Source organism: Variovorax sp. J31P179 (genome assembly GCF_030316985.1).
In the GTDB taxonomy this organism is placed as follows: Bacteria; Pseudomonadota; Gammaproteobacteria; order Burkholderiales; family Burkholderiaceae_C; genus Variovorax; species Variovorax ginsengisoli_B.
In genome coordinates this window covers 46661-73386 of sequence record NZ_JASZYL010000015.1, presented here as the reverse complement: position 1 = coordinate 73386, position 26726 = coordinate 46661, and the positions used below count along the sequence as shown (strand labels likewise).

The 26726-nt window shown below is 61.8% G+C and carries 29 protein-coding genes and 1 pseudogene; 19 read left to right on the top strand and 11 right to left on the bottom strand.

Features of this window, described 5'->3' with window-relative positions; translation table 11 throughout:
* Positions 1–18: 18 nt before the first annotated feature.
* Positions 19–993, bottom strand: a complete 975-nt coding sequence (locus QTI17_RS28940; protein ID WP_286537113.1) for a LysR family transcriptional regulator — start codon at positions 991–993, stop codon at positions 19–21.
* Between the two features lie 201 nt (positions 994–1194).
* Between QTI17_RS28940 and QTI17_RS28935 the strand changes: the two genes are divergently transcribed.
* The 8 genes from QTI17_RS28935 to QTI17_RS28900 all read left to right on the top strand — a co-directional run bounded on the left by QTI17_RS28935 (position 1195) and on the right by QTI17_RS28900 (position 7412).
* Positions 1195–2400: an ABC transporter substrate-binding protein gene (locus QTI17_RS28935; RefSeq protein ID WP_286537112.1), complete on the top strand. Its 1206-nt coding sequence runs from the start codon at positions 1195–1197 to the stop codon at positions 2398–2400.
* Positions 2397–3317, top strand: a complete 921-nt coding sequence (locus QTI17_RS28930) for a branched-chain amino acid ABC transporter permease (RefSeq protein WP_286537111.1) — start codon at positions 2397–2399, stop codon at positions 3315–3317. The genes QTI17_RS28935 and QTI17_RS28930 overlap by 4 nt, the downstream gene beginning before the upstream one ends.
* Before the next feature lie 127 nt (positions 3318–3444).
* Positions 3445–4341, top strand: coding sequence for a branched-chain amino acid ABC transporter permease (locus QTI17_RS28925; RefSeq protein ID WP_286537191.1), 897 nt, complete (start codon positions 3445–3447; stop codon positions 4339–4341).
* 1 nt (position 4342) lies between these two features.
* Complete coding sequence (locus tag QTI17_RS28920; protein WP_286537110.1) at positions 4343–5095, top strand: ABC transporter ATP-binding protein; 753 nt, start codon at positions 4343–4345, stop codon at positions 5093–5095.
* Positions 5092–5802 (top strand): ABC transporter ATP-binding protein, encoded by a 711-nt coding sequence (locus QTI17_RS28915; RefSeq protein WP_286537109.1) that lies wholly within the window; start codon positions 5092–5094, stop codon positions 5800–5802. Before QTI17_RS28920 ends, QTI17_RS28915 begins: the two co-directional genes overlap by 4 nt.
* 25 nt (positions 5803–5827) lie before the next feature.
* Positions 5828–5953 carry a hypothetical protein gene (locus QTI17_RS28910; RefSeq protein ID WP_286537108.1) on the top strand — a complete coding sequence of 42 codons (126 nt, stop codon included), beginning with the start codon at positions 5828–5830 and terminating at the stop codon, positions 5951–5953.
* Between the two features lies 1 nt (position 5954).
* Positions 5955–6104 carry a hypothetical protein gene (locus QTI17_RS28905; RefSeq protein ID WP_286537107.1) on the top strand — a complete coding sequence of 50 codons (150 nt, stop codon included), beginning with the start codon at positions 5955–5957 and terminating at the stop codon, positions 6102–6104.
* Between the two features lie 123 nt (positions 6105–6227).
* Entirely contained in the window at positions 6228–7412 is a 1185-nt protein-coding gene (locus QTI17_RS28900) for a porin (RefSeq protein WP_503011126.1), read from the top strand.
* 479 nt (positions 7413–7891) lie between these two features.
* Here QTI17_RS28900 and QTI17_RS28895 read toward each other — a convergent pair whose 3' ends face one another.
* Together QTI17_RS28895 and QTI17_RS28890 are read right to left on the bottom strand one after the other, a co-directional pair.
* Positions 7892–8959 (bottom strand): ABC transporter substrate-binding protein, encoded by a 1068-nt coding sequence (locus QTI17_RS28895; RefSeq protein ID WP_286537106.1) that lies wholly within the window; start codon positions 8957–8959, stop codon positions 7892–7894.
* A gap of 338 nt (positions 8960–9297) precedes the next feature.
* Complete coding sequence (locus QTI17_RS28890; protein WP_286521333.1) at positions 9298–10266, bottom strand: LysR family transcriptional regulator; 969 nt, start codon at positions 10264–10266, stop codon at positions 9298–9300.
* A gap of 79 nt (positions 10267–10345) precedes the next feature.
* On the opposite strand from QTI17_RS28890, the gene QTI17_RS28885 reads away from it, so the two are divergent.
* The 11 genes from QTI17_RS28885 to QTI17_RS28835 all read left to right on the top strand — a co-directional run bounded on the left by QTI17_RS28885 (position 10346) and on the right by QTI17_RS28835 (position 19386).
* A complete protein-coding gene (locus QTI17_RS28885) occupies positions 10346–11215 on the top strand; it encodes a VOC family protein (RefSeq protein WP_286521331.1) in 870 nt (289 codons plus the stop codon).
* Between the two features lie 11 nt (positions 11216–11226).
* A complete protein-coding gene (locus QTI17_RS28880) occupies positions 11227–11925 on the top strand; it encodes a class II aldolase/adducin family protein (RefSeq protein ID WP_286537105.1) in 699 nt (232 codons plus the stop codon).
* Complete coding sequence (locus tag QTI17_RS28875) at positions 11916–13391, top strand: 2-hydroxymuconic semialdehyde dehydrogenase (RefSeq protein ID WP_503011132.1); 1476 nt, start codon at positions 11916–11918, stop codon at positions 13389–13391. The genes QTI17_RS28880 and QTI17_RS28875 overlap by 10 nt, the downstream gene beginning before the upstream one ends.
* Positions 13388–14182 carry a 2-keto-4-pentenoate hydratase gene (gene mhpD, locus QTI17_RS28870; RefSeq protein ID WP_286537102.1) on the top strand — a complete coding sequence of 265 codons (795 nt, stop codon included), beginning with the start codon at positions 13388–13390 and terminating at the stop codon, positions 14180–14182. The genes QTI17_RS28875 and mhpD overlap by 4 nt, the downstream gene beginning before the upstream one ends.
* Positions 14183–14193: 11 nt before the next feature.
* Positions 14194–14952, top strand: a complete 759-nt coding sequence (locus tag QTI17_RS28865; protein WP_286521575.1) for a 2-keto-4-pentenoate hydratase — start codon at positions 14194–14196, stop codon at positions 14950–14952.
* Between the two features lie 7 nt (positions 14953–14959).
* Positions 14960–15169, top strand: coding sequence for a 4-oxalocrotonate tautomerase (locus QTI17_RS28860; protein WP_286521327.1), 210 nt, complete (start codon positions 14960–14962; stop codon positions 15167–15169).
* A complete protein-coding gene (locus QTI17_RS28855; RefSeq protein ID WP_286537101.1) occupies positions 15162–16115 on the top strand; it encodes an acetaldehyde dehydrogenase (acetylating) in 954 nt (317 codons plus the stop codon). Before QTI17_RS28860 ends, QTI17_RS28855 begins: the two co-directional genes overlap by 8 nt.
* Positions 16116–16125: 10 nt before the next feature.
* Positions 16126–17193, top strand: coding sequence for a 4-hydroxy-2-oxovalerate aldolase (dmpG, locus tag QTI17_RS28850; protein ID WP_286537100.1), 1068 nt, complete (start codon positions 16126–16128; stop codon positions 17191–17193).
* Positions 17194–17347: 154 nt separating this feature from the next.
* Positions 17348–18337, top strand: a complete 990-nt coding sequence (locus QTI17_RS28845; RefSeq protein ID WP_286521324.1) for a Bug family tripartite tricarboxylate transporter substrate binding protein — start codon at positions 17348–17350, stop codon at positions 18335–18337.
* A 111-nt stretch (positions 18338–18448) separates the two neighbouring features.
* Positions 18449–18859 carry a hypothetical protein gene (locus tag QTI17_RS28840; protein WP_286537098.1) on the top strand — a complete coding sequence of 137 codons (411 nt, stop codon included), beginning with the start codon at positions 18449–18451 and terminating at the stop codon, positions 18857–18859.
* A gap of 404 nt (positions 18860–19263) precedes the next feature.
* The gene (locus tag QTI17_RS28835; RefSeq protein WP_286537096.1) at positions 19264–19386 is read left to right on the top strand and encodes a hypothetical protein; all 123 of its coding nucleotides are present in this window, start codon (positions 19264–19266) and stop codon (positions 19384–19386) included.
* On the opposite strand, the gene QTI17_RS35110 is transcribed toward QTI17_RS28835, so the two are convergent.
* The 8 genes and pseudogenes from QTI17_RS35110 to QTI17_RS28805 all read right to left on the bottom strand — a co-directional run bounded on the left by QTI17_RS35110 (position 19342) and on the right by QTI17_RS28805 (position 26719).
* The gene (locus QTI17_RS35110; RefSeq protein ID WP_353506736.1) at positions 19342–19686 is read right to left on the bottom strand and encodes a LysR substrate-binding domain-containing protein; all 345 of its coding nucleotides are present in this window, start codon (positions 19684–19686) and stop codon (positions 19342–19344) included. The two genes, QTI17_RS28835 and QTI17_RS35110, sit on opposite strands and share 45 nt — an antisense overlap.
* Positions 19687–19917: 231 nt before the next feature.
* Positions 19918–21210, bottom strand: a complete 1293-nt coding sequence (locus QTI17_RS28830) for a porin (protein ID WP_286537095.1) — start codon at positions 21208–21210, stop codon at positions 19918–19920.
* Between the two features lie 727 nt (positions 21211–21937).
* Positions 21938–22168, bottom strand: a complete 231-nt coding sequence (locus QTI17_RS35250; protein ID WP_503011125.1) for a hypothetical protein — start codon at positions 22166–22168, stop codon at positions 21938–21940.
* A 25-nt stretch (positions 22169–22193) separates the two neighbouring features.
* A pseudogene (locus QTI17_RS35245) lies at positions 22194–22415 on the bottom strand (tripartite tricarboxylate transporter substrate-binding protein); the annotation flags it as partial.
* Positions 22416–22701: 286 nt separating this feature from the next.
* Complete coding sequence (locus QTI17_RS28820; protein ID WP_286537187.1) at positions 22702–23163, bottom strand: MarR family winged helix-turn-helix transcriptional regulator; 462 nt, start codon at positions 23161–23163, stop codon at positions 22702–22704.
* A 299-nt stretch (positions 23164–23462) separates the two neighbouring features.
* On the bottom strand, positions 23463–24383 hold the full coding sequence (locus tag QTI17_RS28815) for a LysR family transcriptional regulator (protein WP_286537094.1): 921 nt from the start codon (positions 24381–24383) through the stop codon (positions 23463–23465).
* A 189-nt stretch (positions 24384–24572) separates the two neighbouring features.
* Complete coding sequence (locus QTI17_RS28810) at positions 24573–25751, bottom strand: Gfo/Idh/MocA family protein (RefSeq protein WP_286537093.1); 1179 nt, start codon at positions 25749–25751, stop codon at positions 24573–24575.
* Entirely contained in the window at positions 25748–26719 is a 972-nt protein-coding gene (locus tag QTI17_RS28805; RefSeq protein ID WP_286537092.1) for a PDR/VanB family oxidoreductase, read from the bottom strand. Before QTI17_RS28805 ends, QTI17_RS28810 begins: the two co-directional genes overlap by 4 nt.
* Positions 26720–26726: the final 7 nt, after the last annotated feature.

Below are 26726 nucleotides of genomic sequence, written 5' to 3'. Positions count from 1 at the left end.
TGCTCTGGATACTGCGTATCAGGGAACCTCCTCCGGGCTCAGATCGAGCTCGGCTGGCGGCTGGTCATTCGGCCCCAGCACGGCGTGATGACGGGCGAACAGACGGCGCAACCAGCGATTGCCCGGGTCCTGATGGAAACGCTTGTGCCAGAACTGCGCAACCTCGAAGGTCGGAATCTCCAGCGGTGGCATGAATATGCGCACCGGCGTCATTGCAGCACACGCCGCGGCGAGGCGGCTGGGCAGCGTGGTGATGAGGTCGGTTGAGCGCAGCATGCGGGTGAATCCAAGGAAGTGCGTGGCACTCAGCGCCACATGGCGCCGCACTCCCTGTGCCCTGATCGCCGTATCAATGGCCTGCTCCTGGTACGAATGTCCTCCGCCCGAGGGGTTGTAGACCGCGTGCCGCAGTGTCGCGAACTGCTGCAGCGTCAGTTCGTCGCCGGCCAGCGGGTGATCGGCCCGGACCACGCAGACGTAGTGCTCCCGAAAGAGCGACTGACCGTGAAACGGCCCTTCGAAGTCCTCGAAGTATCCGACGGCAAGATCGACTTCGCCGCTGCTCATATCCGCCTCGCGTTGCCGAAGCGTGGTGGCCTGGACCGTCTCGATTTTCACCTGCGGCGCTTCTGCCACGATGTGTTCGAGCACAGGCGGCAGCAGAACCATCTGGCCGACGTCGGTCATGTAAATCCGGAATGTCCGGTCCGAATGCGCGGCATCGAATTCCGCGGCATATCCCAGCGCTGCGCGGATTCGTTCGATCGAGTCCTTTATCGGCAGGCTGATCTCGGCGGCCCGCGGTGTCGGCATCATGCCCTCGGAGGTGCGCACGAACAGCGGGTCGCCCAATGCCGAGCGAAGCCTGTTCAGGGCGTTGCTGACGGCTGATTGCGTGAGGCCGAGGTGCGCACCCGCAAGCGTCGTGCTCTTTGTCTCGAGAACGGCTTCGAATACCAGAAGAAGGTTGAGATCGACTCGGGGGGTAGTCATGGGCGAGGGGACGAGGATGTTGCTGTGCTTGCGCAACTCTATGGTTCTCCTCGACGAGAGGGAATCGGTATTGGCCCAGGGTCCAGGTGGATCCCATTGGCGCGCTATCACGGTTGCGAATCCCGCGAATTCCGATTCGCAATTGGTCGCCGAGCACGCGACTCGTAAGAATTCCACGGCACACAACACTAGGAGACACCGGTGACACACACGCTGCGCGGCGCTTTGCGCGCTCTTGCCATAGCCTTGCCGGCGGTCGTCGCGCTCCCTGTCGCGCAGGCGCAGGAAAAGCTGCGCATTGGCTTCCTCAGCACGCTGACCGGCCCGATTAGCGGCCTTGCCGTGGACATGCAGGACGGGTTCAACCTCGGCATCAAGCAGGCCGGCGGCCGGCTGGGTGGCCTGGCGACCGAACTCATCGTCGCCGACGACCAACAGAACCCCGACACAGGCAAGCAGGTGTTCGACAAGCTCGTGAAGAAGGACCGCGTGCAGATCGTCACCGGTACGTTGTTCACCAACGTGATGAACGCCATCGGGCCGATCGCCTTCCGCGAGAAGGTGTTCTTCGTCAACGCCAACAACGGCCCTGCGCCGTTTGCCGGCGAGCAGTGCAACCCGTTCTACTTCAACGTCGCGTGGCAGGGCGAGACGCCGGCCGAGGCGATGGGCAAGTACGCGAGTGACAAGGCGCTGAAGAACGTCTATCTCGTCGCCCCCAACTTTCCTGCTGGCCAGGCCAACGTGGCAGGCTTCAGGCGCTTCTACAAGGGGGGCATCGCCGGGGAAACCTTTGTCAAGCTGGGTCAGTTGGATTTCAGCGTCGAGATCGGCCAGATCCGTAGCGCCAAGCCCGACGCGGTTTACGTCTATCTCTTCGGCGGCATGGCGGTGAACTTCCTCAAGCAGTTCCACCAGGCCGGATTGACCAAGGAGACGCAGCTCATCGGCCCCGGCTTCGGCTTCGACGACGACACCATCCGCGGAGTCGGCGATGCACTGGTCGGCAGCCTGAACGCCTGGTGGTGGAACCGCGACCTGGACAATCCGCAGAACCGCAAGTTCGTGGCCGACTACCAGGCCGAGTACAAGCGGCCTCCGTCGCTGTATGCCGCGCAGGGCTATGACGCGGCGATGCTGATCGACGCTGCAGTACACGCCGCCGGCGGCAAGCTCGGCGACAAGGACGCGCTGCGCAGGGCCTTTGCCACGGTACCGTTCAAGTCGGTGCGCGGTGACTTCAAGTTCGGCTCGAACCAGAACCCAGTGATGACGTACTACCTGCGCCAGGTCGTCAAGGACCCGCAGGGCAACATCACCAACAAGACCGTCGCGCCGCTGCTGCCAAACCATGCGGATGCGTACGCTGGCGCCTGTCGGATGGCTGAGGCAGCCAAAGCGCGATGAACACGCTCTTCCTCCTGGAGCAGGCGCTCAACGGCCTGCAGTTCGGCCTGATGCTGTTCCTCCTGGCGGCAGGTCTGACGCTGGTCTTCGGCATCATGGACCTCATCAACTTGGCGCACGGCTCCCTGTACATGCTGGGCGCCTACATGATGGTCACCTGCTTCGCGGTGACTGGCAGCTTCTGGCTAGCGCTGCCGCTGGCACTGCTGGGCACCGCAGCTGTGGCGATGCTGCTCGAAGTGCTGATCGTGCGGCGGCTGTACCGGCGCGACCACCTGGCGCAGGTGTTGGCCACATTCGGCCTCATCCTGTGCCTGAATGAGGGCGTGCGCATGCTCTGGGGGCCGCACCAGCTTTCAATGGAAGTGCCAGCGGCGCTGGCTGGGTCATTGCCGGTGCTTCCAGGGCTGAGCTATCCGGCGTACCGCTTAGCCATCATCGTACTTGGCGCGGCTGTCGCGGCCGGTCTGTTCTGGTTGGTCAACCGCACCCGCGTGGGAATGCTGATTCGCGCCGGTGCGTCCAACCGGGAGATGGCGACGGCCCTGGGCGTCGACATCCGCTTGCTCTTCACACTGGTCTTCGGCCTCGGCGCCGCGCTTTGTGCGCTGGCAGGTGCCGTGCTTGGCCCGCTGCTGTCGATCTCGGTCGGCATGGGGGAGAGCATCATCATTCTGACGTTCGTCGTAGTGGTGATCGGCGGCATCGGTTCGGTGCGCGGCGCGCTTGTCGGAGCCATCCTCGTCGGCATGGTGGACACGCTGGGACGCGCCATCCTGCCCGGTGCGCTGCGCGCGCTGTTGCGTCCCGAACTGGCCGACAGCATGGCGGCGGCGGCGGCTTCGGTCAGCATCTACGTACTGATGGCGCTGGTGCTGGTGTGGCGACCTGCGGGACTGTTTCCAGGGCGCGGGTGAGGGCGGACGGAACCACATCATGAGCACCACGCCCGTTTCCGCTGCCCGGACCGTACCCGCTGTGGCCCGCTGGCCCGCCGTGATCACGACCGCCAGCGCACTGCTGGCCCTGCTGTTTCCGCTGTTGATGCAGGCGATCGACCAGCCCTTCTACACCGGTCTGGCCACGCGCATCTTCATCTTCGCCATCGTTGTCTCCAGCCTGAACCTCATCCTGGGCTACGGCGGGATGGTCAGTTTCGGCCACGCGGCGTTCCTCGGAAGCGGCGCCTACACGGTCGGTATTCTGTCGCTCGAGGCGACCAAGCAGATCGGCCTGCTGCCGGGCACCGAGAGTGCCTGGATCGCTTGGCCCGCCGCCGCGTTCACAGGCGGCCTGCTCGCGCTCGTCATTGGAGCGTTCTCGCTGCGTACCCGCGGCATCTACTTCATCATGATCACGCTGGCCTTCGCGCAGATGCTCTACTACATCTTCGTGTCACTGAAGATGTACGGTGGCGACGACGGTCTGAACCTGACGAGCCGCTCACAGTTCGGACTTGGCATCGATCTAGACGACGACCGCCACTTCTACTACGTGGTTCTGGCGCTGTGCGCCGCGACCCTGTTCGGTATGCACCGACTCGTGCACTCTCGCTTCGGCCGTGTGATCGAGGGCATCCGCGAGAACGAGGCGCGCATGCAGGCCATTGGCTACGCTACCACGCGCTACAAGCTGGTGTGCTTCGCGATCGCGGGCGCGCTGGCGGGCTTGGGTGGCGCGCTGCTTGCGAACCAGAACCTGTTCGTCAGCCCGAACATGATGTCTTGGTTCCAGTCCGGATCGCTTTTGATGATGCTCATCGTCGGCGGTGTTGGCTGTCTGTGGGGCGGGCCAATCGGGGCGCTGGTTTTCCTGGTCCTCGAGGAGGTCCTGTCCGCGTACACGCAGCGCTGGCAGTTCGTGATGGGCGCGGCGCTGATCGGAATCGTGCTGTTCGCTCCGCGCGGCATCGTTGGCGCGTTCAAGCGCAGGGGAGACTGAGATGGCACTGCTCGAGGTGCACCAGCTCGTCAAGCGCTTCGGCGGGATCATCGCCACCGACCACGCCAACCTGAAGGTGTTCCGCGGCGAGATTCATGCGCTGATCGGCCCGAACGGAGCAGGAAAGACCACGCTGATGGCGCAATTGGCGGGCGCGCTGCGGTCCGACGATGGCCGGATTCTGTTCGACGGCACCGACATCGTGGCGCTTCCTTTGCATGAGCGCGTAGGACTGGGGTTGGCGCGTTCGTACCAGATCACCAGCATCTTCAGGGGCAACTTCACCGTATTGGACAACATTGCGCTGGCAGTGCAGCGCCGCAGTGGCTCGAGCTACCGCTTCTGGAAACCGGTGGCGAGTGAGGCTGCGATCGAGGAGGAAGCCCGCCGCATCGTGCGCGCGATCGGGCTCGCCGGCCTGGAATACCGCCCGGCAGCGGCGCTTGCGCACGGACAGCAGCGCCATGTCGAAATCGGGCTCGCGCTGGCCACCGGCGCCCGGCTATTGCTCTTGGACGAGCCGATGGCTGGCGTCAGCGGCGACGAATCGCGCGCGATGACCCGTCTGATCCAGGGACTGAAGGGTCAGATGACGATCGTTCTCGTGGAGCATGACATGGAGGCGGTGTTTGCTCTCGCCGACCGCATTTCGGTGCTGGTGTATGGCAAGGTCATCGCCACCGGCACGCCCGACGAGATCAAGGCCGATCCCGAGGTGAGACGAGCCTACCTGGGTGATGAGGTGGACGCATGACCAGGCTCCTCGAGGTCGATGGCATCGAGACATGCTACGGGCCGAGCCAGATACTGTTCGGCATGGAACTGGCGATCGACGCAGGCGAAGTGGTGACTTTGCTCGGCCGCAACGGCATGGGAAAGACCACGACAGTCAAGTCGATCATGGGTCTGGTCCCTTGCAGATGCGGAAGCGTTCGATTTCGCGGCCAGGCCATCGAGCGCGCCGCGCCCGACCGAATTGCCCGCATGGGAATCGGCCTGGTTCCCGAAGGACGACAGATCTTTCCCAACCTCACTGTGGAAGAGAACCTGGTCGCCTTCGCCGCCAATCGCTCCGGTGTGAAGTCGCCATGGACACTGCCGCGCATCTACCGTCTTTTCCCTCGCCTGCAGGAGCGGCGCGCCAACATGGGCAATCAGCTCTCGGGAGGCGAACAACAGATGCTCGCGATATCGCGCGCGCTGATGACGAATGCGCAACTCCTGATCATCGACGAGGCCACTGAGGGTCTGGCCCCGCTGATACGCGACGAGATATGGCACTGCCTGAAGTCGTTGCGAGACGAAGGGCAAGCCATTCTCGTGATCGACAAGTACGTCGAACGGCTGATTCCGATCGCCGACCGCCACTACATCGTGGAAGGCGGCACCGTCGCTTGGACCGGGACCTCGGGGCAACTCAACGCCGACCATGCGTTGTGGCACCGCTACCTGGGCGTCTGAACGCACCTCTCTTGATCGAGGTTCCATGAGAAGAAACCAGACCCTCAATTTCATCGGCAACGATACGTTGTGCAAGCCTGACGACATGCTCGTCATCAGTGGATTGGCGGTGGTGAGGGTGACGCGGCGCATCGCCGCGGCGGCTGCCTGACATGCGCCGCAACCTGTTCCTCGAAGCCGGAGCGGCTGCCTGCGCGCTGCCCACCCGCGCGGAGAACTGCGTGGAGTTCATCCGCCAAGGCGGTGGTCCGGATCTGCTCGTGGATGCAGACGCTTACGTGGCTCGTTCCCACGCCAAGTGACCTGGTGCGCCGGCGGCCAGGCGCGGCGGACATCCACCTTCCTTTCCTCGCACCGAGGTCACCCGGCGTCGGTTCGAGAAGAGTTTTGCTTTTTTTTAACAGAGAACGAGGAGACAAAATAGAATGCGGACAAGATCGATAGCGGCAAGTGCGATGTATGTCGTGGCGGCCGCCGCTTGGGGGCAGTCGCCCAGCGTCAGCGGACCCTCAACCGCGCCGGCGCAAGACCTGCGTCGAGTGGAGTCGGAAGAGCAATCACGTGCGCGGGAAGCGGCAGCGTCGACACTCACCATGTACGGGCTGGTCGATTCAGGTGTGGAATACGTGACGGGTTCCACTGGCCATGTGACGCGCATGCCGTCACTCACTGGGAGCCTTCCGACGCGGTGGGGCGTGCGTGGTGTCGAAGACCTCGGAGCTGGTTTGCGTGGCATCTTCCTGCTTGAGTCCGGTTTCGGTCTCGATACGGGAACATTGAATCAAGGCGGGCGATTCTTCGGGCGACAATCTTTTGTCGGCTTTTCCGGGGGATGGGGGACCTTCACGCTGGGCAGACAGTACACCATGCTGTTCTGGTCGCTATTGGATACCGACGTCCTGGGGCCGAACATCTACGGCAGTGGATCGCTTGACAACTACATTCCAAACGCACGAGCCGACAACTCCATCGTCTATCGGGGCACCTTCGGTGGCTTGACAGTCGGTGCAACCTATAGTCTTGGCCGGGACGTCATCAATGCAGGTCCCAGCCCGGCCGGAACGAACTGCCCGGGCGAGAGCGCTACAGACAGCAAGGCTTGTCGCGAGTGGTCGATCCTGATGAAATACGACGGCTCCAGGTGGGGGGTAGCAATGGCTGTCGACGAACTCAGGGGTGGTCCCGGTGCTTTTGCCGGCTTGGTGAGCAGCCAACTCACGGATCGTCGCGTCGTGGCGAACGGCTATGTGAAGCTTGGAGAGGGGCAAGTGTCCGCGGGGGTCATTCGGCGTGACAACGAGGGCAGCCTCACCACGCCCCGCAGCAACTTGTGGTACATCGGTGCAACCTATCCTGTGTTGCCCGCATTTACACTGGATGCGGAGGTCTTCCGGCTCGCGTACGAGAACAGCAAGAACGCAGCAAACCTCGCCGCAGTGCGTGGAACCTACTACCTGTCCAAGCGCACCGCGGTCTACGCAACGGCCGGGCACATCTCCAACGACGGCAATCTTGCCCTGTCAGTCAGCGCGGGGTCCGCCGTGGGTATCAGTCCTGGCCCCGGCGGGTCTCAGAACGGGGTTATGGTGGGCATGCGACATTCGTTCTGAGTTCAGGGGTCGCGACGGAGTTGCCGCGAGCCCCTTTCGAAGTCACGGCGCTCTCGATGAGTGGCGATCAATCGTTGGGACCGATCTCGAGTTCTTTGGCGACGCGTTCGAGACTGTCCGCGCGTGGCTTGGCGAATGCCAAGCCAGGTCACGCGGATCGGCACCCAGTACTCTGAGGCCGAATAATCGGGATGCAAGAAACGCGTGGCGCTCCCAATGTCGTCCACGCACGTCCGGCAGCCGGCCCAATTGCCAGAAATCGCGAAAGGCTTGTTCTGGCATAGCCGCTAACGGGGCCAGCGTGTCGAGCAGGTCACCTCCATGCCGGCCGCGAACGGTATTGTGTCTCGCATGTGCACAACTGGATTCAAGACGACTCCGGGAACTGGTCGCTCAGTTGCAATTGCATGGTCGAGTGAGGCCGCGACACCGGCTGGCGGTTCACTCAGCCGTCGGTACCTTCTGGCCGAGAGCAATGTTTACACCTGACTGATGGCGGCCTGGTAGTAGCTCGCATCGACATACCGGTTGGTGTCCCCGAGGGCTGCCGGTGCCGAACCATGGCGCTGGCGAAGAGCGATGACCGTCTTCACGCCTTCCAGATCGATGCCTGCATCGGTTTGGAACCCATCCGGGGCTTCGAGCAGAGCAGCGGCCAACGCGCCGACGTCACGCTCATCCATCTGTGGCATGCGAAGGGCAAGAATGGATTCCGCTTTCGCCCGGTTTTTGGGACTGCGCATCCATCGCATGGCCAGCACGGAGGCCTTGATGAAGCCGACCAACTCGGCTCCATGCTGCTGCGCCCAAGGTCGGCGCGCGGATGCAACAACGCCTTGGTAGCGCCCCACGACATCCCAGGCCTTCGCCAGCAGATTGAAGCCCTTGGCGCCTGCAAGGCGGTCGAAGGGAGTAATCAGCAAGGTCGCATCAATGTGGCCCCGCTGAATTGCCTCGAAGCGCTGCAGAACGCCGCCCGCCTTCACCCATTCGATATCGTCGTCACCCAGCCCATGTCGCGCAATGATCTCCCGCAGCACGAAGGCATAGCCGGTGGTCAGTGCGTCGACCCCGAGACGACAGCCGCGAAGCTGTGCGATCGAAGTGATGCCCGGCGCGGAAACCAGCCGGAGGAACCCGCCGTCGCTTCCCATCGTCGCGACGACATCGGCAGCATGGCCGGGCCTTCCTTCGCCCTGGCCTTCGCGATAAGCAATCACGTTGTCCGCAGCAGTCATTGCAATGTCGGTCGCGCCGTCAATGAGCGAAGACATCTGCGCGACCGAACTGGGGGTATCGGAGATGTGTACGGTGATACCCGTGGCGGCAAAGAACCCAAGGTCTTGAGCCACCCACAGCGGCCAGTTGAAGCCACCCGGAAAAACAAGCACTCGCAGAGTGGCGCGGGACTGCACTGCGGCTGCAGGAGTTTGAGCAAATGCGGAGAAGCTCGGTACAAACGCCGCAGCGCTGGTCAACAGGAGGCGGCGGCGCAGGGATCCTTGGGGTGAGGCTGTCGAGAGGGCGGTGGGGGCGGGATGGCTCATTCTTGTCTCCGGTCGTTCGTTTTCCCAGCCATTGTTGGATCGATGCATCCGATGGGCTATGGCGTTGGAATGATTCCTGCCTATCAGTTCCATTGATGGCCACCAGCCGCCCGGTAGATCTGCGCAACGCCCGCGAACATCTCATACGACGGCAATCTTGCACTGTCAGCCAGCGCGGGGGCCGTGGGTACTAACGTCGCTCTGGCGGGCCTCGGAATGGGATCATCGGGGCATGCGGCACTCGATCCGAGCCCCCGCGACACGGTGGTTGATCCTTGATCCGTCAAACACGGAGGGACTGCCTCGTCGGTCTGTTGCGCCCTCGACCTCGAAGGCGTCTACTCACCGGTCTCGAAGGGCACCCTCAGGGAGTCGAAAAGAGTGACGAATACGCTGCGCAGCCACTCGCTGCCGGGGTCGCGATGGAATCTTTGATGCCACGTCATCGAAACATCGAAAGCCGGGAACTGCACTGGCGGCTCTACGAGCTGCAACTGCATATGGGAAGCGACCATCGCCCCGAGATTGCTGGGCACTGCGCCAATCAAGTTTGTGCTCGCGACTATGGGGCCCACGCAGAGAAAGCTGTGCACTCTCAACGCCACTCTTGCCTTGATACGGACCCCAGAGAGCACCTTCTCCACAGCGGCGGCGTGCTGCATTCCTTCAGGGCCGGCCACCACATGCGCCAGTTCGCGAAGCTGGTCGCGGCGCAGGGTGCCCTTGACGTTGGGGTGATCCTTGCGGGCGACGTATACGAATCTTTCGCGAAACAAGCGGCGCTGGTGCATCTGTTTGCCCAGGTCGCTGAGATAGCCCACAGCGAGATCGATTTGGCCGGACGCCAGTCCGTCGAACAGCTCGCCGTGGCTCGGCGAAACCACTTCGATGACGACCTGGGGTGCCACGTCAGCGAGATGCAACATCAAACGAGGCAGAAATAGCCGCTCGCCGATATCGCTCATCGCGACCCTGAAGGTGCGGGCCTCGTCGCCTTGACTGAAGGTGGGTCGGTTGACGGTTGCCCGCAGGATCTCGAGCGCCGAGCTTACGGGAGATACCAGCGCATCAGCAAACGGGGTCGGTACCACGCCACGTTGTTGCCGTACGAACAACGCGTCGCCATACATCTCCCGCAACCGCCCGAGCCCTCGGCTGACCGCGGGCTGGGTCAGGCCGAGTTGTGCACCGGCCGCCGTCAGATTGCGCGTGCGATAGACCGTCTCGAAGAGTTCGAGCAGATTGAGATCGACCTGCCGCGAAAGGAGCCGGGAGGGGTGGCCTTGCTTGACATGTATGGATGACATATCACGAATTCTAATTTTTCATTTCCGGAATGTCATGGGCCTTCTTAAAGTTGGGGCTGCCAGAACAAGGAGACCTCCGGTGATCAATTTGCTCGACATTCGATATGTGCGACTCGGTACGCAGAAGCGCGACCAGGCGGACCGGTTTGCGCGCGAAGTGCTTGGGCTCGAGCGCGCACGGCAGGAGGCGGGCGGCTCGTACTTCCGCAGCGACAATCGCGACCACACCCTGGTGTACTTCGATGGTGACCCGGCGGACCACACGGTGGGCTTCGAGTTGCGCACTGCCGACGAACTGGATATGGCCGCTGCTGAACTCAGCAACGCGGGTATCGAGGTTCGTCACGGTTCCGTGGACCAATGCGAGCAACGTCACGTACGCAGCTTCATCCACTTCAAGGACCCCACCGGCAATAAGATCGATCTCGTGCTAGGCCCCCACCACAGCGGGCGCCGCTATTTTCCGTCGCGGGATGCCGGCATCACGGGCTTCAGCCATGTCGGGCTGTGTACGACCGACGCCCAGCGCGACGAGCGGTTCTGGACTCAGATGCTCGGAGCACGGGTGAGCGACCGCATCGGCGATGCGCCACTGCTGCGGATCGACGAGGTACATCACAAGGTGGCCATGTTCCCGACGACCCGCTCGGGCGTGCAGCACGTCAACCACCAAGTCGAGAGCGTGGACGACATCATGCGCGCGTGGTACGTGCTCCAGGAGAAGGGGATCAAGATCGCCTTCGGTCCGGGTCGCCACCCGACTTCCGGTGCGCGCTTCCTCTACTTCTACGGGCCTGACGGGATGATCTTCGAGTACTCCACCGGCGTGCGCTTGATCACCGCGGAAGACGAGTTGACTTACCAGCCGCGGCAGTTTCCTCGCGGAAACGAATCGTTCTGCATGTGGGGGGCCGTGCCCGACATCGCAGAGTTTCGTGACCCCGCATGAGGGGCGTCACCTTGAACGCCGCTCCATCCGATCAGCGCGCTTTGCGCATCGCTGCCCGCGCGCTGGCGCGCCATGGCTTGGCGCACGCGTACGGCCACTGCAGCCTTCGGCTCGACGATGGCCACTTCCTGGTCTGCGCGTCGCGGCCGATGGGTCTGATCGCCCCGGGCGATCCCGGCACCGTGGTGCCGATCTTTGGCGCGTTGCCGGCCGGTGTTTTGGGCGAGGTCCGATTGCACCAGCAGATATACCAGCGGCAAGCCCACGTCAACGCCGTGACCCGAACGATGCCGCCTTCACTGATGACGCTTGGTACGGCGCGGCGTACACCCCGGCCTCGTCACGGGATGGGCGCCTACTTCGGTAGTGGCGCGGCCTTGTGGGACGACCCCCAACTCGTGCGGGATGACGACCGCGCCGCCGCGGTGATCGATGCAATGGGAAGCGCCAACGCCATCGTGATGCGGGGCAATGGCGTCCTGGTCACGAGCGACAAGCTGGCCAAGGCCGTGGTGCTGACGTGGTATCTCGAGGACGCAGCACGCATCGAGCTTGCCGTATTGGCTGCCGGCCTGCAGGACGAATCCGTCGTGCTTGATGCGAATGAGCGCCGGCAGCGAGCCACGGATGCCGGCGGCATCTTCGAGCGCATGTGGCAGTACCTTGCCGCAGGGGACCCAGAAATCAATATCCAGGAGGAATCAGCGTGATTCTCAATTTCATCAATGGCGAATATCGCGAGGGCCGCGGTGGGCGAGCTTTCGACGACATCAACCCGGTTGACGGCACACTCATCGACAAGGTCAGCGAGGCCGCTCGCGAGGACGTGGACGACGCGGTACGCGCGGCGCGCGAGGCGCTCGAAGGCCCCTGGGGCTCCCTCAAGCTGGCCCAACGCGCCGACCTGCTGTACGCGCTCGCTGCAGAGATCGATCGGCGGGCGGAGGACTTCATTGCAGCGGAGGTGGCGGACACAGGCAAGCCCCGCTCGCTGGCATCGCATCTCGACATTCCGCGCGGCGCAGCGAATTTCCGTGTGTTCGCGGATGTGGTTCGCAATGTGCCGACGGAAGCCTTTGCCAGCCATGCGCCGGACGGCAAGCCCGCGCTGAACTATGCTTCGCGGCGGCCCAAAGGCGTGGTCGCAGTGGTGTGCCCGTGGAATCTGCCGCTGCTTCTGATGACATGGAAGGTCGGCCCCGCACTTGCTTGCGGCAATACCGTCGTGGTCAAGCCGTCGGAGGAAACACCCGCCACGGCGGCGCTGCTGGGTGAAGTCATGAACACCGTGGGCATTCCCAAGGGTGTCTACAACGTGGTCCACGGGTTTGGGCCGGACTCTGCTGGCGAATACCTCACGACGCATCCGGACATCGATGCGATCACCTTCACCGGTGAGACGCGCACGGGTGCCGCGATCATGCGAGCCGCTTCTGAAGGCATCAAGCCCGTGTCGATGGAACTCGGTGGCAAGAACGCTGCAATGGTGTTCGCGGATGCCGACCTGGACGTCACCATCGCGGGGCTGACCCGCTCGGTCTTCGAGAACTCGGGCCAGGTGTGTCTTGGCACGGAGCGGGTGTACGTGCAGCGACCGGTTTTCGATGCCGTCGTGCAGCGATTGGCCGCTGCGGCCGCGCGCTTGAAGCCGGGCAGGCCTGACGACGCCGAAGCCAACTTCGGCCCCCTTGTTTCGGCCGAACATCAGGCCAAGGTGCTGGGCTACTACGCCTTGGCGAGGGATGAGGGCGCGACGGTGGTCTACGGCGGGGGCGTGCCGAAGGTTCCGGCCGCGCTCAAGGGTGGCGCATGGATCGAACCGACGGTGTGGACAGGTCTGCCGCATGGGTCGCGTGTGGCCAGCGAAGAGATCTTTGGCCCGTGTTGCTGCGTAATCCCGTTCGACCATGAACCGGAAGTGCTGCAGATGGCGAATGACACCCGCTACGGCCTTGCCGCTTCGGTTTACACGCAGGACGTCGACAGGGCGCACCGGTTCTCTGCCGCCTTGAAGGTCGGCGTCGTGTGGGTCAACACCTGGTTCCTTCGGGACCTGCGTACCGCCTTCGGTGGCTCCGGTGCATCCGGCATCGGCCGCGAGGGAGGCGTTCACTCGCTCGAGTTCTATACCGAGCTATCCAACGTTTGCATCAAGTTCAACGGGGCGGCGCAATGAGTGTAAAAGACATCGAAGCGGCAGCGGAGTCGCTGTGGAGCGCGGCAGCTAGCGGCAAGGCGATCGCTCCATTGAGGGAGACATTCCCCGGGTTCGGACCCGACGAAGCCTATGCCGTCCAGGAGATCAATACGCAGCGCAAGTTGCGAGAGGGCAGCCGGTTGATCGGCCGGAAGATTGGCCTCACGGCGAAGGCGGTACAAAGGCAACTCGGCGTCGATCAGCCCGACTACGGGATGCTGTTCGCCGACATGGCGGTCGCGGACGGCGAAGCCGTCCCCTGGTCCGCGCTGATGCAGCCCAAGGTCGAGGCAGAGGTGGCGCTGGTCATGGAGCACGACTTGCTCGACCCCGGCATCTCGATGGCGCAACTGCTGCGAAGCGTTGCCTTCGCGCTGCCCGCCATCGAGATCGTGGGCAGCCGCATCGCTGACTGGAACATCCGTTTCGTTGACACCGTGGCGGACAACGCCTCGAGCGGGTCCTTCGTGCTCGGAAATACACCGGTTCGACTGGATGGCCTGGACCTGCGTCTCGCGGGTATGGTCATGGAGCGAAAAGGGGAGCAGGTGAGCCTGGGTGCAGGGGCTGCGTGTCTGGGCCATCCGCTCAATGCGGCCTTGTGGCTAGCCAACAAGATGGCCGGATTGGGTCGCGGACTGAAGGCCGGCGACGTCGTACTCACCGGTGCGCTGGGGCCGATGGTGCCGGTCAACCCTGGAGATGTTTTCGAAGCCCGGATCCAGGGCCTCGGTTCGGTACGCGCAGTGTTCGAGGAGCAAAACAAGTGAACCAGCAACGCATGGCAACCCTGGCGCAGCGCGTCGACGCAGCGGCGCTTCACGCGAAGCCCATCGCGCAGTTCGCCCAGAATGAAGCAGTTGGTGTCGACGATGCCTATGAGATCCAGCGTGGCTCGATCGCCCAGCGCGTCGAGCGTGGCGAACGGCGCACAGGCGTCAAGATGGGCTTCACCAGCCGCGCAAAGATGGTCCAGATGGGTGTGCACGACATGATCTGGGGCCGGCTCACCGATGCGATGGCCGAACAGGATGGTGGGCAGGTGGCACTGAGCAGGTTTGTCCATCCGCGTGTCGAGCCCGAACTGGCCTTCCTCCTCGGCAAACCGCTGCCCGCGGGCGCCAGCCTCGCGCAGGCGCTCGACGCCGTGGTCGCAATCGCTCCGGCGCTTGAAATCATAGATTCTCGCTTTGAGAACTTCCGCTTCTCGCTGGAGGACGTCATTGCCGACAACGCGTCGTCGTCGGGCTACGTGATTGGACCGTGGTGCGATCCGCGGCAGGACTTCAGCAACCTGGGGCTCATTTTGTCGATCGACGGTGTGCCGCGCCAAGTCGGAAGCACGGCGGGAATCCTGGGCAATCCCTTGCGTTCCCTGGTCGCCGCCGCGCGGCTGAGTGCTGGCGCGGGGGAGCCCTTGGAGGCAGGGTGGCTGGTAATGGCCGGCGGCGCCACCGCTGCCGAAGCTTTGGGGCCCCACCAGCACGTTGCGCTCGAGATGCAAGGACTCGGCCGCGTTGAATTCAACACTACCGAATGAGGCGAACATGCCGTTGATCCAGGTCACCCTTATAGAAGGCCGTGGCGCCGAAGCCAAGACTGCCTTGATCCAAGGTCTCACCGATGCTGCAGTCGAAGCCATCGCTGCACCGCGCGACTCAGTGCGCGTGATTATCCAGGAAGTGCCAGCCGCGCATTGGGGTGTGGGTGGTGTTCCCAAGGGCGGCACCCCGGCCGAGGAGGCGCACTGTGGCTGATCGAAAATTGAAGGCGGCCATCATCGGCAGCGGCAACATCGGAACGGACTTGATGATCAAGATCCTGCGCCACGGCCACCGCATCGAAATGGGCGCGATGGTCGGCATCGACGCCGCGTCGGATGGCTTGGCGCGCGCGTCGCGAATGGGTGTCTCCACCACCCACGAAGGTGTGGAGGGCCTCGCACGTCTGCCCGTGTTCGCGGACATCGACATCGTGTTCGACGCAACGTCCGCCGGCGCGCATGTCAAGAACGATGCCTTCCTGCGCGAACTCAAGCCAGAGATTCGCCTGGTCGACCTCACGCCTGCGGCGCTCGGGCCCTACTGCATTCCCGTGGTCAACGGCCTGGCGCATCTCGACGCGCTCAACGTCAACATGGTCACCTGCGGTGGTCAGGCCACCATTCCGATGGTCGCAGCCGTTTCCCGCGTGGCAGAGGTTTACTATGGCGAGATCGTCGCCAGCATTTCGAGCAAGAGCGCCGGTCCTGGGACACGCGCCAACATCGACGAGTTCACGGAGACCACATCGAAGGCGATCGAAGTGGTGGGTGGCGCCGCCAAAGGCAAGGCCATCATCGTTTTGAATCCGGCGGAGCCGCCATTGATGATGCGCGACACGGTCTACACGCTCAGCGAATTCACGGACGAGGAAAAGATCGCCGAATCGGTGGAGCGTATGGCTGCCGATGTGCAGGCCTACGTTCCGGGCTATCGCCTCAAACAGAAGGTCCAGTTCGACCGGATCGAGACTGACCGGCCGATCCGAATCCCAGGCGTGGGTGCGCGCATGCACGGGCTCAAGACTTCCATCTTCCTGGAGGTGGAAGGCGCTGCGCACTACCTGCCCGCCTACGCGGGCAACCTGGACATCATGACCAGCGCGGCCCTGCGTACCGCCGAATCGATGGCCGAGCGGATGCTCGACGCCGTCTCTGCCTGAGGAAAATGCAATGAGTCAGGACGTGAGTAAGAAGATCTATATCTCCGACGTGACGCTGCGCGACGGCAGCCATGCCATTCGCCACCAGTACAGCATCGAGCAGGCCAAGCAGATCGCCAAGGCGCTCGACGAAGCCAAGGTCGATTCCATCGAGGTTGCGCACGGCGATGGCCTGCAGGGAGGCAGCTTCAACTACGGATTCGGCGCCCACAGCGACGTGGAGTGGATCGAGGCGGTGGCCAGCGTGATCAAGCACGCCAGGATCGCGACGCTGCTACTGCCGGGGATTGGGACGGTGCACGACCTCAAGGCTGCCTATGACGCTGGCGCGCGCATCGTTCGTGTCGCCACGCACTGTACCGAGGCCGACATTTCTAGACAGCACATCGAATATGCGCGGCACCTCGGGATGGAACCCGTGGGCTTTCTCATGATGAGCCACATGACCTCGCCGCAAGCGTTGGCGCAGCAGGCCAAGCTGATGGAAGGCTACGGCGCTACCTGTTGCTATGTGGTGGATTCGGGCGGCGCGTTGAGCATGAGCGATGTGCGCGACCGGTTTCGCGCTTTCAAGGACGTGCTGAAGCCCGAGACGCAGACGGGAATGCACGCGCATCACAACCTGAGCCTCGGCGTAGCAAACAGCATCGTCGCGGTCGAAGAGGGCTGCGACCGCGTGGACGCCAGTCTTGCAGGCATGGGCGCTGGCGCAGGTAATGCTCCCCTGGAAGTGTTCGTTGCCGCAGCTGCTCGCCTGGGTTGGAACCACGGAACGGACCTGTACAAGCTGATGGACGCGGCCGACGACATTGTCCGACCGCTGCAGGATCGGCCCGTGCGTGTAGACCGAGAGACGCTGGCGCTGGGCTATGCAGGCGTGTATTCGAGCTTCTTGCGGCATTCGGAAGTGGCTGCCAAAAAGTATGGCCTGAAGACCGTCGACATCCTTGTCGAGCTAGGACGGCGCCGCATGGTTGGCGGGCAGGAGGACATGATCGTTGACGTGGCGCTCGATTTGCTGAAGAGCGTCGAGCATGAGCGCATGCATCAGCCACCGGTGATGAGTGAGGCTGGCTGACGCCGCGTTTTGCGCGGACGCACCGACATGCCTCCAAGCGCAGTGGAAAGCGTGTCCGTGGCCGGCGAATAAGTAGGTGTCTTGTAGCTGGACACGCAAGATGTGCGCGCATCCAGAGCTGCATGTGACTACAGAGAATGACAAGGAGACTTTGATGAATCGAATGATCGTTCGCCGATCGCTTCTGGCCCTGGCGATCTCGATGGTTGCCGCGGTCTCCGCGGCGCAGGCGCAGTCCGGGGGCTCGAAGTGGCCCAGCCAGCCGGTGCGCTTCGTGGTGCCATTTCCTGCCGGATCGGCGCCCGATGTGTTGATCCGCTTTGTGGGGGTCAAGCTCACCGAGAAGTGGGGCCAAGCGGTCGTCATCGACAACAGGCCTGGCGGCAGTGGTGTGATCGGCATGAATACCCTCCTCACCGGCCCCACGGATGGAACTACCTTCGGCTTCGTGCAAGGCTCTGCGATCTCAGTGGCTCCAAGCACGATCAAGGGAGTCAGCTACGACTTCAATCGCGACTTCGTGCCGGTGACGCTGGCGGCAGTCGCGCCATTCATCCTGGCTGTTCCAAGCGACTCTCCCTACAAGACGCTTGGGGATTTGATTTCCGCCGCGAAGACCAAGCCGCAAGGGATCGAAGTCGCCGACAACGGCCGTGGCACTGCACCCCATCTCGCCTCCGCACTGCTCGGTCTCCAGTCGGGTGCCCAATTCCTGGAGGTGCACTACCCAGGCGGTGCCCAAGCCATGCAGGCGACGCTTGGCGGTCAAACCAAGATGATGGTCGAGACCTACAACGTTGTGGCCGGAAATGTCCAAGGCGGCAAGATGCGCGTGCTGGCCTCGATGAGCGACCGGGCGGAGCCTGGTCTGGAGAAGTTTCCGCTTGCGAAAGACACAGTGCCGGGCGCCGTCGCGTTTGGCTGGTTTGCTGTGATTGCGAAGAAAGGGGTCGACGCCGCCATTCTCGCCAAGCTCAACAGGGACATCGGTGAGGCTTTGCTGCTGCCGGATGTGACTGCCAAGTCGCGTGAGCTCGGCACGTACCCTCGTCCCGGCACCCCGGAGCAGCTCGCGAAGTACATCGATGACGATCGAAGGACTTGGCAAGGTGTACTCGACAAGCTGAACATCAAGCCGGAATAGCGTTTGCGCGGTACTCAGTTTCCGCGTCGTTACATCGGCTGATCGGGTTGGCTTGGACTTGTCTCAACGGTGCGGATGCACTCGCGCGGCCCGGCGTTCGCGCACCGGTTCATGTACCTGCACGCGTCGCGACTCGCCGGCGTCTCGGTCGGTGCGCCGGGTTTGATCAATACGTTGGACGAGGGGCGCGACTGGTTCGTAGGCGTGCGAGACGTTGCCGAGCGCTTCGGACAAGGTATCGACGATCGAGCCGGGCTGAAAGGTCTGCCCGTGCAGGTGGTGGTGGGTGGCGACGACGTCGCCACCGACATTGTCATCGAGCGGCCCAGCCCGCTTTACGCTGAAGGCGTCAACGACTCCGGTGGCACCCGGGTCGAACGCGCTCGCTTCCTGCACCGGTTGCTGCAGCACGCCGGGATTGACAGCCGGCTCGACGTTGTACCGGGTGCGCGACATCATGCCGATCATGTGCATCTGGCGGTAGAGTCATTCTTTCGGGAGCTGAAGAGCGGGCAAAGCTGAAGTCATGGGCGGTCGTTGGCTCATGACGCCAAGGGCGGACAAATCGAGCGGATCGCTGGGCCGGCCCTGTGAGGAAAGGAAGCCCGGGCCCGCTACCGTGATCGTCTGGCGCTGCTCAGGGTCTTGCTCAACGCAAGATCGAATCGCCGATCGATCAGGTCGATCGATCGCTCGCCTCCACAAGCACGTTGACATTCGGATGCCGAGTGAGGCAACCCCGGCTTTTGAGACCAGATGGCACAGGGCTTGCGTATCCGGTGCACCCCTTCAGCAGGCGAAGACGCCGACTGCTTGCTGAGCTGGGGGACAATCCGAAAAATCCAAGCCGATCCGTGCTTCCAAGACCTACTCCAGACCCTTCAGACAACGGTGCCGTCAAGCAGGTGCGCGCCGCCATCCGCGCATTGAAGATCATCGAGACCGTTGCCGCCGCGCGCACGATCAAGCGTTCCGACATCGCCGATCAACTCGGCAGCCTCTGCTCAGCCGGCTCGTCGTCGACGTTGACGAGAGCGACTGCCATGTGAAGAGAGGAAGGCGGGGCTCGCGACCATGATGCGTCTGGCGCTGCCCAAAGTCTTCGCTACCAGGCCGGTTTCGTCATCGATCTGTGGGCGGGCTCGCAATGCGAGATCAAACCGCTCCTCGATCAGGTTAATCGACCGGTCGGTCGCCTCCACAAGCACGTTGACCTTGGGGTAACGAGTCAGGTACCGTGGGAGGAGGGGGGCAGATAGTTTTGTGCCATCACCGCCGGACAGCTCAAGCGCACTGTGCCAGTCGGTTTCCTTCTGAAGTTCGAAAAGGCTCCCCGATGGCACTGACATTGGCCGAGCGCGAGGAGATCTCACGTGCAATGGAGGCTCGCTTCTCGATTCGCGCGATCGCCGTGATCCCGGGCGAGTTTCGTCCACCGGCGGGAATGCTCGAGCCTCTGCGCGAGAAGCGAGCTGTGTGGCCGACTAGAAAGGACTTCCCGCCAAGTGAAGAGTGGCCACCCTCCTTTCGCAAGATGGCCTTCCCAGGCTCGCAACGAACGTTGCAATACAAGTACGAAATCAGAAAGCGTGCCGGATGCCGAAGTCGTAGCCCGCCGAGGTTGAGGCTTGGGGCGTGAATCTGACTCCGCCAACAGTGATTGGGGTCGTATAGAAATTGGGACCACCCACAGCAAGCCCGGCACCATCGGAATTGCTAATGCGCGCAACCGTCGCGTACAGTGCGGTACGTTTCGACAGGTTGTGAACGTAGCCGAGCGCCCATTTATCAGCCTTGGGCTCCGCAAACAAGCCCGTCAGTTGGTTGATTCTCGTTGTGTTGTTGTACTTGATTGCCGAGTACGAGAAACGAATCAGGCCAGGTCCGACAGGCACAGTTCCGCCGAGAAGCCATCCGTTGGCACCTGGCTCGCGGAACGCGAAGGGGTTGGTGACGCTGTTGACCACATTTGACGAACTATCGTTCTTGAGCTTGTTGTTCGAGTATTCGCCGAACAGCTTCACCACACCAAAGTCCCAAGAACCCCCGAGATTCCAGATATCGAGCGTTTGGGTCGTGCCAGCGAAGAAGTTAGAGGCAAGGGTGCTTTGAGCGTATGCGAAGGCAACGTCCACAGGGCCATTGGCATAGCCTACCCGACCGCCGATGTAGCGGCCTGCACGGGCATTGTCACCTGCCGCGGAGGGATTCGCGATGAAAGCGCCGGCACCAGGAGGCGTTAGGGCACCTGGCTCGTAGCTAGTCTTTTCGTTAAGGGCATACAGCACTTGACCATAGAAGCCTTCCAGATTGGATGGCAGGAAGTAGCCGATCGAGTTGCTTGCTCGAGCATACATCGAATTGGCGGTAAAGCCGCCCGGAGAGACCGGTCCGAACCCACCGTTGGCGTTGTAGATTATGTTGGCGCCGACGCCAGCAGCACCCATGGGATCGAAGATGATGTCGTTCAGATATGTCGGAGTAAAGTCTCGGCCGAGACGGACTTCGCCAAAGGCGCCCGAAAGACTCACCGTCGAACGACGATTGAAGAAGCCAATTACGGCAGGTCCAGAGTTGGCGACGTTTCCGCCGGTAGTGCCGTCATCGTTGCCCAAGCTCGACTCCAACCAAAAACCCGCTGCGAGGCCGCCGCCCAGATCTTCAATACCGCGAAAGCCGAGCCGGCTCGGCGTGTAGCCCGAGTTGGTCAGCCTGGTCGAGCTCGCCGTGATGCTCGTCCCGAGTGGCATTTCAGACTTGTTTGAGTAGCCGCTGACTGCAGCGTCCACCACGCCGAACACAGTCACGGATGATTGGGCCGAGGCAACACCGGCCATTGTCAAGGCGGCCAAGGCAACTAACGATTTTCTCATTGCAAGTCTTCTCCAGGTTTTAGTGGGCATCGAGTCCGGTGGAACCCCTCGAAGCGACAGCGATCGGCGACCACACGGACCCGGGATTATACGTAGGCGCCTAATGATATAGATAGGCCTCTAATCATCGTTTTGTTCGGGAAAACACGGTGTCGCGACTTATCAGCCTCTCGGAAACCCGCATTGATTGGAGACTCAACATTGCAGAAGACGCGAGTCCTCCTTCATGACACTGTCATCGTCTTCCGATTCGCATAGGGTCAGCGCGGATCGATTTGCTAATCAACTCTGCTCGGCGACCTCCTTGTCCTCTTCGCGTCAAACCAAGTAGCGTTCGTAGGTTGAGCGCGCATTCAAGCTTGCCGACACCCATGAGCGCTTCTACGATTCGCATCCACCGGGCAACTACTTGCCCGGCAAACGGAGACGCGGTGAAAGAGCCCACCGATCCGCTGGGATCGCTACTGACAACCGCGGCGATGCTCGCTGTCACAACCTGGCTCGTTGCCCCTACAGCCAACGCAGGCGAGAGCTATCCCACAAAGCCGGTCACCCTTGATGTGCCGTTCACCCCAGGGGGCAGCAATGATGTCGTTGCTCGAGTGTTAGCGCAGGGGCTTAGCCAAATCTGGCGGCAGTCGGTCATCGTGGACAACAGGGGCGGGCGCATCCGGAAAACTTCGGATCCGACTACGTCGCTAAGGCGCCTGCGGAGGGGTACAAGCTTCTAGTCACTACCAACAACACCATGTCGATCAACCCAGTATTGCTGCCGAATGCGCCGTTCGTTGTGGGGCGCGACTTCAGTCAAATCACTCAACTTGGCATTGTTCCGGTAGTCCTTGTGATGAAGCAGCGTGCGTTGAAACCGCCGCACCAGTCCTTGCTCGGCGAGCTTCTCTCTGACCGCCGGCTCCTTTAGGACGCTGACGACATCGGCGCAAATTCGCTTGATCACGGCTGGAGGGGTCCCCGCTGGGGCAGCGAGACTGAGCCAGACTTCGCTGTCGCGTATTGCGCCACGCAGCCTCAGCGATGGTTGGAACGCTAAGTAGCAAGCTCGCGCGTCGTGGGCCACCAACGGCGAGCGCGCGCAGCTTTCCGCTGTGAATGTGAGGCAGAAGAGAGTTGATGGATCCGAACTGCATGTCCACCCTCCCGCCCAACATGTCCGTGATCGCCGGTGCCGCACCCTTGAACGGAATATGGGCGATCTAGGTGCCTGTCATTGATTTGAAGAGTTCAGCGGAAAGTTGCTGCGAACTTCCTGAACCTGAAGACGCGTGGGTCAGTTGCCGGGAGTCGCTTTTGGGAGGCTGATGCACTCCTTGACAGTTGTGGCCTTTACGTTCGAGTTGCCTCCAAGCGCAACCCCGGCTTCCATGATGAGCAACACAAATGCTGCGAGTGCGTTCGCCTAGAAAAGGGATGCGCACAACGATACTGCACGGCATGGCAGCGCGGGGCACCACCACCGCCGCTTGAGCATCATCATCCTTGAAGTTGCTCGTCAGTAGCCAAGTTTTCGATAATCGTGAGAAGCGAGCGTCGTACGATGGCGACGTGCGCTTCGGTCAACGATTTGACAGCTAGCGCATTGACCTCCTCTGCCAAGGGGACGAGCTTTGCCTTTAGGCGTTTGCCGTCAGGCGTCAGAAAGACGTAGAGGCTCTTGCGATTGTCGGGCCGCTGTTTGCGGACAACATATCCCAACTCCTCCATACCCTTTATTGCGATTGCTGTAGTGGGTGCCATTACCCCTGCTTCCGCGCTCAGTTCGACCTGAGTGAGCCCATCCTTTTCCCAAAGAATTCGCAGGAAGGTCCAATGACCGAGTTGAACATCGTGGCGTGCTAGGCGGTGTTGGAGCGACCGCAAGAACGCCCGAGTCGCGTCTTTGACCAAGTGAGCGAGGCGATCGTCAGGGACACCCTCATGCCAATGCTGCAGCATTCGGGTCGCGACTTCCGCCGATTCTGCAATTGCCTTCTTAGCCAATTTCGAGTCCTCGATGCCAAAAATGAGCCTAGGCAGCCCGGACGACTTCCGGAACAGGCCGGATCCCGCGACCACGACTCCGCTGCGGATCCGCACCGAAATCACAAGTGGTCAGTTGCACCTGTGCTGACTGGTCGAGGCTACAAATATAGCATTCTGCGTCCGGTGATCTCAACGCGGGGTGCATGTTCTGCGGACCAGTGGATTGCTGTAGTCTCGAAGGTGTCTCAGTTTTTTGGATCCGTACGCCAGTTCTATTCGAGGACGCGCTTCTGTAACGTGTCTTTCACCAGCGTTCGAAGCCATCTGTTCGCAGGATCCTCATGATGGCGTCTGTGCCAAATCTGGATAACTTCCACACTGGGCGAAGCAAACGGTAGCGGGAGACTGGTTATCCCTTCTTTGCCATCAAATGCGCTGGCCAAGTCCACGGGAACAACGGCAGTCAGTCCGGTCTGAGGGATGATAGTCAACAAACCCAGGTAGTGAGGGACCGTAACGACCACATTTCGATGAATTCCCATGGCAGACATCGCCTTTTCAATGACCTCTTGGCTGCGGCCCTCAGTTCTCACTGCCACTTGAGGCACCGCCTGAAATGACGCGAGATCAAACTCGCCGCGCGAAGCGATGTCCCGGCAACCAGTGACGCACAGGAATCCGCTATTGCGGAGAAGCCTTTGTTGAAATACTCCTCCATTCGTCATATCGGGAAAGTAGCCAATGGCGAGATCGACGGCTCCAGACTCCAGCCCCTCCTCCAGTTTTTCTGCGATAGGGGAGACCGTTCGGAGTCGGACGCTAGGGGCTGCCATATGAACCGCGTTGATTACCATCGGCAGGTAGCAGGTCTCGCCGACATCCGTCATACAGATAGTAAAGAGCCGGGATGAAGTCTTAGGATCTATGGCAATCCTGCCAAAAATCTGAGTGCGAGCCAGTTCAAGGGCGTCGCGAACAGGGCCGGCGACTTCCACTGCTTTAGACGTTGGCTGCATTTCGTTCTTGACCCGTACGAACATCGGATCGTCGAACGCCTTGCGCATCTTGGAAAGCGCATGGCTCATGGAGGGCTGGCTTAGGTTCAGTCGCTCGGCAGCTCTCGACACACTGCGCGTCTCCATGAGCGCTTCATAGATCGTGAGCAGATTGAGGTCTTCGTCGCGTGGATTCATCTTTTCTGCATGGCGATTTTCCTCTCCGGTTGGATCCGGTCGAAGACGACTCGATCCCTGCGCCTGAGGGCCCTCTTTGGATACACAACCGCCGCGGTGTCCATACAGCCTTAAGAAGACTAGCCCGACGACCGCATTGCTGCTGCGACAGGAACACCCGATCCTATCGTACCTAACCGAAATCAGAGTTCAGCGAGGCAAGACCACGTCCCGATTCGACCGAGCTGATTCGAGCAACGCAAGGCAAACTTCGAGTGTGGCGCGCGCCCACGTTCCATCATGCAACGGGGAAACCCCGTTAACGACGGCGTTGTACAGTTCATCGATGACCTCAAAGCGGGGTACCATCGGCCGGTCCAACGGCCGGCGCTCCTTCTTAAGGTCGCCGTAGACGCAGATGCTGTCCGGCAACGGGCGAACGTCGCCGCGCTCGCATGACACAACGACTGGTCCAAAATGTTGATGCCAGACCGACGATCTCTCGCCCGCAGCGGCGACATATCCCGCGCCTCCGTATGTGCCCGCCGCCTTGAGACGCGCCTCTTCGGTGGGCGAGGTCATAGCTGCGAGCTTGCGTCGGGCCGTACCATACAGGTCTGGCGACTTCTCCGCCCCCATCTCGCCAATCCAGCCGCACCATTCGTCCGAGTCGAAGTGCCCGTAGCCGTTGTAATTGATGCTGGCGAAGGCCCCGCCCTCGAACCACAGTAGGCCCGAATAGGCGCCCTCCGTCGGTCGCGCCGAGTCCCAGCGGCCAGTCACGGCCCGCACCTGCGTAACATCCGCACCGGCGAGCAATCGCACAATGTCGACCTGGTGCGCGGCTTGGCTGAACACCACGCCACCCCCGTCATCAGTCCGCAGCTCTTCAGGACGGCGAGGTCGATAGAGAAAGTCTGTGTAGTTGAGCGCATGAATCATGCGAACTTGCCCGAACTCGCCCCCCAACACAATATCGCGCGCACGCAGATAGGGAGTGTCAAAGCTATGGCAATGGCCGACGACCAGTTGAACCCCACCTTCTCGGCAGTGCTCGATCATCGAGTCACAGTCGCCAAGCGCCAGCGCCATTGGCTTCTCGACGAGCACATGTTTACCATGTCGTGCTGCGATGCGTGCCTGGTCTGCGTGGAACTGATGCGGACTGGCGATGTATATCGCCTCAACCTCCGCGTTGGTCGCAAGACCCTCGATGTTCGCGTAAACTGGCGCGTCGAAGTCGGCCGCGAACTGTGCCCGCGCCTCCTCGCGGGGATCGCAGGCAGCCACCAGCCGTACTCTTTTGTCGCGCTGCAGCGTGGGGATCATGAGCGTGAAGGCACGCCCGAGACCAGCGACGCCGAGCCTGAGTTCTCGGTTCGGATTCACAGGTCGAGCACCAATTCGGGAGATCTTGCCCTTGAGACGCAGACCATGATTTGGCTCTCCATCTCTTCGGGCATCAGAACCATGTCGCGGTGGTCGGCCTCACCGCATAGCAACCCAGTGCGGCAGGTCCCGCAGGTCCCGCTCTCGCAAGATGATGCAGCGTTGTAACCGTGTTCTCGCAGAGCTGCCAAGATCGACTTGCCAACCGGCACTTGGAACTCCCCGCCAGATCGCGCGAGCTTCACAGTGAAGACTTGGTCGTCAGGCCGCACACCGCCTCCCTCGTTGAAGCTTTCGAAATGCACGCTCGCTGGCGACCAGTGTCCTGTCATGTCGCGAACCGCTTCCATCAAGGGACGCGGACCGCAGCAATACACATGAGCGGCGTTTGGCTTCTCCAGCGTCGGCCATAGATCGAAGACGCGATCGGGATCGCCATAACTATGGTGGATGCGAACCCGATGTTTGAGTTCGGGAGCTCCGAGTTCATCGAGGAAGGCGGTTGTTTCCGGAGAACGCGTCAGGTAAATGAGCTTCCACGGAGCCGCCGCGAGTTCACCGAATGAGCGGATCATCGAGAGTATCGGCGTGATGCCGATTCCGCCCGCGATGAACAGGTAGCTCTTGGCGCTCTCTACCAGCGGGAACGCATTTGACGGCAGCGACGTGGGAAGCGTGTCCCCTTCATTCAAATCCTCATGCATGGAGAGCGATCCGCCTTGCCCACTGATATCGCGCTTGACGGTGATGACGTAGCGACCGCGTTCCCCCGGGTCATTGCATAGCGAGTACTTTCGAATCGAGCCATTGGGGGCCTGCACCTTAACGTGGGAGCCGGGCGTGAAGGGCGGTAGTTCGCTGCCGTCAGGCTGCACAAGCTCGAAGCTGCGGATATCTTTGGCAACATCACATGCCCGCGCCACGCGCAGTGGCATCTGGGTGTCGGCGTGGGTCGGGGGGATCGTCATGGCGGCG

Coding starts and splice junctions, on each gene's coding strand:
- QTI17_RS28940 (WP_286537113.1), bottom strand. CDS start 993: ATGACTACCCCCCGAGTCGATCTCAACCTTCTTCTGGTATTCGAAGCC.
- QTI17_RS28930 (WP_286537111.1), top strand. CDS start 2,397: ATGAACACGCTCTTCCTCCTGGAGCAGGCGCTCAACGGCCTGCAGTTC.
- QTI17_RS28925 (WP_286537191.1), top strand. CDS start 3,445: ATGCAGGCGATCGACCAGCCCTTCTACACCGGTCTGGCCACGCGCATC.
- QTI17_RS28920 (WP_286537110.1), top strand. CDS start 4,343: ATGGCACTGCTCGAGGTGCACCAGCTCGTCAAGCGCTTCGGCGGGATC.
- QTI17_RS28915 (WP_286537109.1), top strand. CDS start 5,092: ATGACCAGGCTCCTCGAGGTCGATGGCATCGAGACATGCTACGGGCCG.
- QTI17_RS28910 (WP_286537108.1), top strand. CDS start 5,828: ATGAGAAGAAACCAGACCCTCAATTTCATCGGCAACGATACGTTGTGC.
- QTI17_RS28905 (WP_286537107.1), top strand. CDS start 5,955: ATGCGCCGCAACCTGTTCCTCGAAGCCGGAGCGGCTGCCTGCGCGCTG.
- QTI17_RS28900 (WP_503011126.1), top strand. CDS start 6,228: ATGCGGACAAGATCGATAGCGGCAAGTGCGATGTATGTCGTGGCGGCC.
- QTI17_RS28895 (WP_286537106.1), bottom strand. CDS start 8,959: ATGAGCCATCCCGCCCCCACCGCCCTCTCGACAGCCTCACCCCAAGGA.
- QTI17_RS28890 (WP_286521333.1), bottom strand. CDS start 10,266: ATGTCATCCATACATGTCAAGCAAGGCCACCCCTCCCGGCTCCTTTCG.
- mhpD (WP_286537102.1), top strand. CDS start 13,388: ATGAGTGTAAAAGACATCGAAGCGGCAGCGGAGTCGCTGTGGAGCGCG.
- QTI17_RS28865 (WP_286521575.1), top strand. CDS start 14,194: ATGGCAACCCTGGCGCAGCGCGTCGACGCAGCGGCGCTTCACGCGAAG.
- QTI17_RS28860 (WP_286521327.1), top strand. CDS start 14,960: ATGCCGTTGATCCAGGTCACCCTTATAGAAGGCCGTGGCGCCGAAGCC.
- dmpG (WP_286537100.1), top strand. CDS start 16,126: ATGAGTCAGGACGTGAGTAAGAAGATCTATATCTCCGACGTGACGCTG.
- QTI17_RS28845 (WP_286521324.1), top strand. CDS start 17,348: ATGAATCGAATGATCGTTCGCCGATCGCTTCTGGCCCTGGCGATCTCG.
- QTI17_RS28840 (WP_286537098.1), top strand. CDS start 18,449: ATGTACCTGCACGCGTCGCGACTCGCCGGCGTCTCGGTCGGTGCGCCG.
- QTI17_RS35110 (WP_353506736.1), bottom strand. CDS start 19,686: ATGTCAGTGCCATCGGGGAGCCTTTTCGAACTTCAGAAGGAAACCGAC.
- QTI17_RS28830 (WP_286537095.1), bottom strand. CDS start 21,210: ATGAGAAAATCGTTAGTTGCCTTGGCCGCCTTGACAATGGCCGGTGTT.
- QTI17_RS28820 (WP_286537187.1), bottom strand. CDS start 23,163: ATGCTGCAGCATTGGCATGAGGGTGTCCCTGACGATCGCCTCGCTCAC.
- QTI17_RS28815 (WP_286537094.1), bottom strand. CDS start 24,383: ATGAATCCACGCGACGAAGACCTCAATCTGCTCACGATCTATGAAGCG.
- QTI17_RS28805 (WP_286537092.1), bottom strand. CDS start 26,719: ATGACGATCCCCCCGACCCACGCCGACACCCAGATGCCACTGCGCGTG.